The organism is Clostridium sp., from assembly GCF_050717635.1.
Classification (GTDB): domain Bacteria; phylum Bacillota; class Clostridia; order Clostridiales; family Clostridiaceae; genus Clostridium_AD.
The window spans coordinates 225,432-232,456 of sequence record NZ_JBOITO010000007.1; the positions used below are offsets into that span (position 1 = coordinate 225,432).

Sequence of the window (7,025 nt, forward strand, 5' to 3'; positions counted from 1 at the left end):
AAAAGTGAAAAGTACAATTGTTTTAATAATCTTATTTACTGGGGTAATAGCACTCATAGGAACAATGCTTGGTGCGTTTTTGGGTGTAGTTATGAAAAAACCTTCTCGAAAATTTTTAGGAAATATTATAGGATTTGCATCAGGACTTATGCTTTCTATAGTAGTTTTTGAACTTATTCCAGAAGCAATGGACAAAACAGGATTTTTAAGAACTTTATTTTTTTTAGTTCTAGGAATTGTTATTGTTGTGATAATAGATAGAATTAGTAGCTTAAGCCAAAATGTAAATTCTGAATATACAAAGTTTGCATTTATGGTTGCTATAGGAATAATGCTTCATAATTTCCCGGAAGGGCTCATAATGGGATTTGGATTTGTTAATGGAGAAAGTTTAGGCCTTAAAATGAGTGTGATAATTGCAATACATGATATACCTGAAGGATTAGCAGTTGCAGCTCCTCTGATGCTGACCGGGACAAAGAGTAGAACAATATTATTTTATGCTTTTTTAACGGCACTTCCTACTGCAATTGGTGCTTGGATGGGAATTTATATTGGTAGTATATCTATGGAGATATTAGGTAACTCTTTAGCTTTTGCGTCTGGAGTTATGTTATATGTGATTTACGGAGAGATGATTCCGCGATCTAAAAAACTTTGGTCAGGAACTACAAGCACATTGGGCATTCTTTTAGGTATAATATTAGGACTCGTAATGACTAACGCGATTTAATTGTGAGGTGTGAGGATGAATACAAAGATTGTAATTTTAGATGAAAATAATATTGAACAAGATATAATTAATGAGGCAGGACGTGTTATTAATAAAGGTGGGTTAGTTGCGTTTCCCACTGAGACTGTTTATGGTCTTGGAGCTAATGCTTTAGATAAAATAGCTGTTGAGAAGATTTTTAAGGCCAAAGGAAGGCCTCAAGATAATCCCCTTATAGTTCATGTGGCTGATTTTAATATAGGACCATTAGTTAAAGAAATACCGCATTTAGCTAAGCAAATAATGAATAGGTACTGGCCAGGGCCAATAACGCTTATTTTTAATAAGTCTGATTTAATTCCTGAAACTACAAGTGCGGGGCTCCATACTGTAGGTATACGTATGCCATCGAGTATTATTGCAAGAAAACTTATTGAAGCTGCGGGTACACCTATTGCGGCTCCGTCTGCTAATATATCTGGGAAACCTAGTCCTACTGATGTGGAAAGTTGTATTGAAGATCTAAGTGGAAAGATAGATTATATTTTAGGTGGAAATAAAAGTGAGGTGGGGCTAGAGTCAACAATAGTTGATTGTACCTGTACACCATTATGCATATTAAGACCAGGAGCAATAACTATTGAGATGCTAAAAGAAATAGACCATAAAATATATATAGATAAAAATATAATGTCTAAACCAAAGAGCGATTTTATTCCTAAGGCACCTGGTATGAAGTATAGACACTATGCACCGAAGGCTCCAGTGAAAATTATATGTGGAAATTTAGAAAAAACTGTTGCAAAAATCAATGAAATAGCGCAGAATAGTATGGGCAACATAAAAATAGGCATAATGGCAACAGATGAAACTAAAGATAAATACCCTTATGGAACGGTTATTTCTTTAGGTAGTAGAAATCAGCTTGGTAATGTGGGCAGAAACCTTTTTGAAGTTTTAAGAGGCTTTGATGCTACAGAGGTAGATTTAATATTATCAGAAGCCTTTGAAGAAAAAGGCATAGGTGTTGCTATAATGAATAGGCTTAAGAAATCTGCAGGTTTTGATATAATTTATGTGTAGGTAGATGACAATTTATACTTTATAGAATATACAAGGAGGATGATTATGAATATATTGTATGTTAAAGATTTTTCGCATTATTTGAAAGAGTTTGAACAACTAAATAACAATTTATTCGCATTATCCATAAAACGAGGAAGATAATGGTATTTAAATAACTTATTTAAATACCAATGTCTTCTTTTTTTGTAATATGTAGATTCTATAAAAAAATGTTTCGGAGGTGTTTTATAATGAAAATAGCATTAGGTAGTGACCATGGTGGATTAAACTTAAAAAAAGAGATAATTATGCATCTAGAGAGTAAAAACATCCAGATAAAAGATTTTGGAACTTATACTGGAGAATCTTGTGATTATCCAGATTATGCACTAAAAGTTGCGCAGGAAGTAGTGGCAGATAATTACGAACTAGGCATACTTATATGTGGCACAGGAATAGGAATAGGTATTGCTGCTAATAAAGTACCTGGAATAAGGGCTGCGCTATGTAGTGATACTTTTAGCGCTCATGCTGCTAGAGAACATAATAACGCTAACATACTTACAATGGGAGAAAGAGTTATTGGCAAGGGGTTAGCACTGGATATAGTAGATGCCTTTATTAATGCTAAGTTTCAAGGAGACAGACATCAAAAGAGAATTGACAAAATCACAGAAATTGAGAATAAATATATTAAATAAATAATAAAAAATTTAGGAGGAAATACATATGAGTAAAGTAACACAAATTACACATCCACTTATACAACATAAATTATCATTCATAAGAGACGAAAATACAGGTTCAAAGGATTTTAGAGAGTTAGTTTCTGAAGTTGCAATGCTAATGGCTTATGAAGTTACACGTGATCTACAAACCCAAGAAATAGAAATAAAAACACCTATTTGCACTACTAAATGTAATGTTTTAGCAGGAAAGAAAATGGCTATAGTACCAATATTAAGAGCAGGACTAGGAATGGTTGACGGTATGTTAAAACTTATACCAGCAGCTAAGGTTGGACACATAGGAATGTATAGAAATGAGGAAACACTTCAACCAGTTGAATATTTTTGTAAATTACCTCAGGACATTAATGAAAGAGATGTAATTATTACAGACCCTATGATTGCTACAGGAGGATCTGCAATAGATGCCATTTCAGCGCTTAAGAAAAGAGGTGCCATAAACATAAAAATCATGTGTCTTATAGCTGCGCCAGAGGGACTTAAGGCTATTACAGATGCACATTCAGACGTGGATATATATGTAGCTTCAATTGATGAAAGATTAAATGAAAAAGGATATATTGTACCAGGTCTTGGAGATGCTGGCGACAGATTATTCGGAACTAAATAGTTAATTATTATAATTTATTTATGAAAACTTAAAAAGCAACTTACAGAAATTTTCTGTAAGTTGCTTTTTCTTACTCTATATTATTTTACTTGAAATATCTATTAAGTAATCCCTTAAATGCTGCACCGTGACGAGCTTCGTCTTTACACATTTCATGTACTGTATCGTGTATTGCATCGTAGTTAAGTTTTTTAGCTAAAGTAGCTAAATCTTTTTTACCTTGGCAAGCTCCATGTTCAGCTGCAACTCTCATTTCAAGATTTTTCTTGGTATCTGCTGCTACTACATCTCCAAGTAATTCAGCAAATTTTGAAGCGTGATCTGCTTCTTCAAAAGCTATTCTCTTGTAAGCTTCTGCTACTTCAGGGAAACCTTCTCTATCAGCTTGACGGCTCATTGCTAGATACATACCAACTTCAGTACATTCTCCAGCAAAATTAGCTCTTAGTCCTTCTAGAACCTCGGCATCAACTTCTTTAGCAACTCCAATTATATGTTCATCTGCCCATGTCATATCATCATCAGTTTTTTCAATAAATTTATCGGCTTTTGCACCACAAACTGGGCACACATCAGGTGCGAAGTCTCCTTCGTGAATATATCCACATACTGTACAAACAAATTTTTTCATATTTATTTCCCCCTCGTAGGTCTCTGGGCTAGATAATAATTATTAATTGTTATCTCCCTTGTAGTATTTACTTCGTATTTATTATATTAAGTAATATAATTTACTTGTTTTGTAGGAAACTTATATTCCCTATAATAGAAAGTATACATCAACGGATAATAATTATCAAGTAAAATTTAATATTTATTAAAAGAAAGTTCCAACATATTAAAAATTGAGTTATTCTAATATGTCTTCAATACCTTCTAAATCTTTTATCTGGAATAAGTTTTTAGTGAAATCTATTAATCCGTCATTCTTCATATTTACAAGCTCTCTTGAAAGAGATGGCCTTTGTACACCTAGATGCTCAGCAAGATCATTTCTAGATACAGTAAGTACAAGTGCTAAATTTTTTTGAATTTCATATTGAGAGAGTAAGTAATTAGATATCTTTTGTCTTAAGGTTTCAAAAGAGAGTTCTTTAATTTTTCTATTAAGTAAAAGAATTTTACTTGATAGGAGTTGCATGAAATTATTTAATACTTTAGGGTAAGCACTACACATAGTTAAAATATCTTTTTTTGAAATATAAAGTATAATCGAACCTTTAGATTTTACTATAGTAGCTGGATATATATTTGTCTCTGAAAAAGTAACCGCTTCACCAAAGGTCTTTCCCTTATTTAATTTGGCAAGTGTTACAATTTTCCCACTAGCGTAATGTTTTTGTACTTCTAGTTCACCACGAATTACAATTCCTAAAGAGTTGCAAATATCACCCTCTAGTGCAATTATACAGCCACGGCATTCATCACAGTTTTTACAATTATCGTAGAGGGAGTAGTTTATATTAGCTAATAAATTACTTAACTCCTCATTAGTCAAGTTTTTAAATAAAATGCAATACTTTAAATTATCTACTAGGTTATTCATAAAATCACCCTTAAATTTTTAATTTGGTAACGTAAGTTACATACTATCATAAGCAATTTTAATACACTTAGTGCATACAGTCAATGAAAAATATAATTTAGATTAATATATATAAAAAAATTAGGAGGGGTTAATGTGAAAAGAGATATTATAAGCATAGATGAGAGCAAATGTAATGGTTGTGGAATATGTATAAGTGGTTGTCATGAAGGCGCAATAGAGTTAATAAACGGTAAGGCTAAATTAATAAGTGATGAGTATTGTGACGGCTTAGGGGATTGCCTCCCACAGTGTCCAACAGATGCTATTAAAATAATTGAAAGAGATGCAGCGGATTATGACGTAGTTGCTGTTGAAGCAAAGAAGGAACAAAGTGATAAGAAAGAAAATTTACCTTGTGGATGTCCTGGTACCATGGAAAAGTCTATAAAAAGAAATGTAAATTTGAAGGTGAAAGCAGTGCCTCATAAAATTAATAACGAGTCAGAGACATCAGTAGCTTCAGAATTGAATCAGTGGCCTATACAATTAAAACTAGCGAGTTCAAAGGCAGGATTTTTAAATGGCGCAGACCTACTGATTGCTGCGGATTGTACTGCCTATGCTTACGGGAATTTTCATCAGGAGTTTATTAAAGGAAAGGTAACCCTTATAGGGTGTCCAAAGCTTGATGATAGCGATTATTACAAACAGAAAATTGTAGATATATTAAGAAACAATGATATTAAGAGCATTACAGTAGTTAGAATGGAAGTGCCATGCTGTGCAGGTATTGTAAGCTCGGTAAAGGGAGCTATGTTAGAAGCTGGCATAATAGTACAATATAAAGAAGTTACTATTAGTATAAATGGAGCTGTATTATAATCTTGCTTTTAATGAAATATTAATATTTAAACTATAAATCACATTGGGTTTATATAAAGGAAACACCTAATACATTTTAGTATAAGGTGTTTCCTTATTTTTAAATATGGCCACGTTAGTACGTTCAATTTTCTCACAAATACTTATTAGTGTCTGAAATTTAAAATTCTATCTTTAAGACTTGATTATATATCAAAATAAAGATATAATATTGATATATTAAGTGGGAGGTGTATTTTATGCCATCAATAATACCAAGCTCGGATTTAAGAAATAAATATGTTGAAATATCACAATTCTGCCATGAGTATAATGAGCCAGTTTATATTACTAAAAACGGTAAAGGTGATTTAGCAGTTATGAGCATTGAAACTTATGAAAAACTTGTGGGTAAGTTTGAATTGTATAAATTAATTGACGAAGGTGTAGAAGCGATGCAGAAGAAAAAAGTAAGACCTTTCAAAGAAGCGTTAGCTGATATACAGAAAAATTTATAAAATGAGTACCTATAATATACAAATTACTGAACCTGCTGAAAAAGACTTATATGAAATTGGTACATATATATCTAAAGAACTTTTAGAACCTGAAACCGCACAAAAGGTGGTTTCGAAAATAGCTAAAGAAATTATTACCTTAGAAGATATGCCATTAAGAAATGCTTTAGTATTTGATGATAGACTGGCATATAAAAGAATAAGAAAATTTTTAGTAGATAATTATATTGTGTTTTATATTATGGCTGAGGAGAGCAATACAGTTACGATTATTAGAATATTATATAATAAAAGAGATTGGATGAAATTATTATAGATAAAATCACTAACAGGAAGTCTAAAATTAAGTGATTCGTATTTGAAATAATAGAGTTTTGTGTAAGGATAGATTACTTAAATTAATTGAATTTAACTCAAGCATGGAGAGGGCAACTAAGCCTTCTCTTTATATTTTGTATTAAAGTAATAGAATGTATATTGGTAAATATAAGCTGGAGTGAAAACATAGATTCATCGGGCCTGTATGCTTTTATTATCTACTCAGGTCCAATTTTTGATCTTTGCATAATTTGGTTGTCTGACATAACAAAATGGACCCTAAGTGCTGAAGTAATTTGAACGCCTTTATAGTTAGTACCACCAGCTTGAGCAAAATCTATTTTTAAAGATGGAATACTTTGTAGTGTTTATAGTGTATGAGTAAATTTTGTCTACGTAACAAAAAAATGAGAAATATAAGCGTACACAATAACATTTGTTTTTGACTACAGCTATTGTTCAATAATTTATTCAGGTGAAACTTTTTAAAAGACTGTGAATATAGAAAATTAGCAACTCTATTAATTTAGAGTTGCTTTTTTATTATATAGGAAACAGCTTGCGGAAACCACTGTGGATAACATTCTAGCTAAAAAATAGATAGAAAAAATAAGAAAAATATGAGATGATATAACCATGAAAAATAATAAGATTACTATAAAAC

9 protein-coding genes are annotated in these 7,025 nt (G+C 31.7%); 7 read left to right on the forward strand and 2 right to left on the reverse strand.

What is annotated here, in order from left to right; translation table 11 throughout:
* The first annotated feature begins 4 nt into the window (after positions 1 to 4).
* From ACREWB_RS04385 to upp, 4 genes are all read left to right on the forward strand, one after another.
* Entirely contained in the window at positions 5 to 733 is a 729-nt protein-coding gene (locus tag ACREWB_RS04385; protein ID WP_431546262.1) for a ZIP family metal transporter, read from the forward strand.
* Between the two features lie 15 nt (positions 734 to 748).
* Positions 749 to 1,795: an L-threonylcarbamoyladenylate synthase gene (locus tag ACREWB_RS04390; protein WP_431546263.1), complete on the forward strand. Its 1,047-nt coding sequence runs from the start codon at positions 749 to 751 to the stop codon at positions 1,793 to 1,795.
* A gap of 233 nt (positions 1,796 to 2,028) precedes the next feature.
* On the forward strand, positions 2,029 to 2,478 hold the full coding sequence (gene rpiB, locus ACREWB_RS04395) for a ribose 5-phosphate isomerase B (RefSeq protein ID WP_431546264.1): 450 nt from the start codon (positions 2,029 to 2,031) through the stop codon (positions 2,476 to 2,478).
* 28 nt (positions 2,479 to 2,506) lie between these two features.
* Positions 2,507 to 3,136, forward strand: coding sequence for a uracil phosphoribosyltransferase (gene upp, locus ACREWB_RS04400; RefSeq protein WP_431546265.1), 630 nt, complete (start codon positions 2,507 to 2,509; stop codon positions 3,134 to 3,136).
* Between the two features lie 85 nt (positions 3,137 to 3,221).
* On the opposite strand, the gene ACREWB_RS04405 is transcribed toward upp, so the two are convergent.
* Positions 3,222 to 3,767, reverse strand: a complete 546-nt coding sequence (locus ACREWB_RS04405) for an NADH peroxidase (protein WP_431546266.1) — start codon at positions 3,765 to 3,767, stop codon at positions 3,222 to 3,224.
* Positions 3,768 to 3,986: 219 nt separating this feature from the next.
* Positions 3,987 to 4,682, reverse strand: a complete 696-nt coding sequence (locus ACREWB_RS04410; protein WP_431546267.1) for a Crp/Fnr family transcriptional regulator — start codon at positions 4,680 to 4,682, stop codon at positions 3,987 to 3,989.
* A gap of 135 nt (positions 4,683 to 4,817) precedes the next feature.
* Between ACREWB_RS04410 and ACREWB_RS04415 the strand changes: the two genes are divergently transcribed.
* The 3 genes from ACREWB_RS04415 (at position 4,818) to ACREWB_RS04425 (ending at position 6,359) form a co-directional block, all read left to right on the forward strand.
* The gene (locus ACREWB_RS04415; RefSeq protein WP_431546268.1) at positions 4,818 to 5,546 is read left to right on the forward strand and encodes an ATP-binding protein; all 729 of its coding nucleotides are present in this window, start codon (positions 4,818 to 4,820) and stop codon (positions 5,544 to 5,546) included.
* Between the two features lie 239 nt (positions 5,547 to 5,785).
* Positions 5,786 to 6,043: a type II toxin-antitoxin system prevent-host-death family antitoxin gene (locus ACREWB_RS04420; RefSeq protein ID WP_431546269.1), complete on the forward strand. Its 258-nt coding sequence runs from the start codon at positions 5,786 to 5,788 to the stop codon at positions 6,041 to 6,043.
* Position 6,044: 1 nt separating this feature from the next.
* On the forward strand, positions 6,045 to 6,359 hold the full coding sequence (locus ACREWB_RS04425; RefSeq protein WP_431546270.1) for a type II toxin-antitoxin system RelE/ParE family toxin: 315 nt from the start codon (positions 6,045 to 6,047) through the stop codon (positions 6,357 to 6,359).
* Positions 6,360 to 7,025 lie beyond the last annotated feature (666 nt).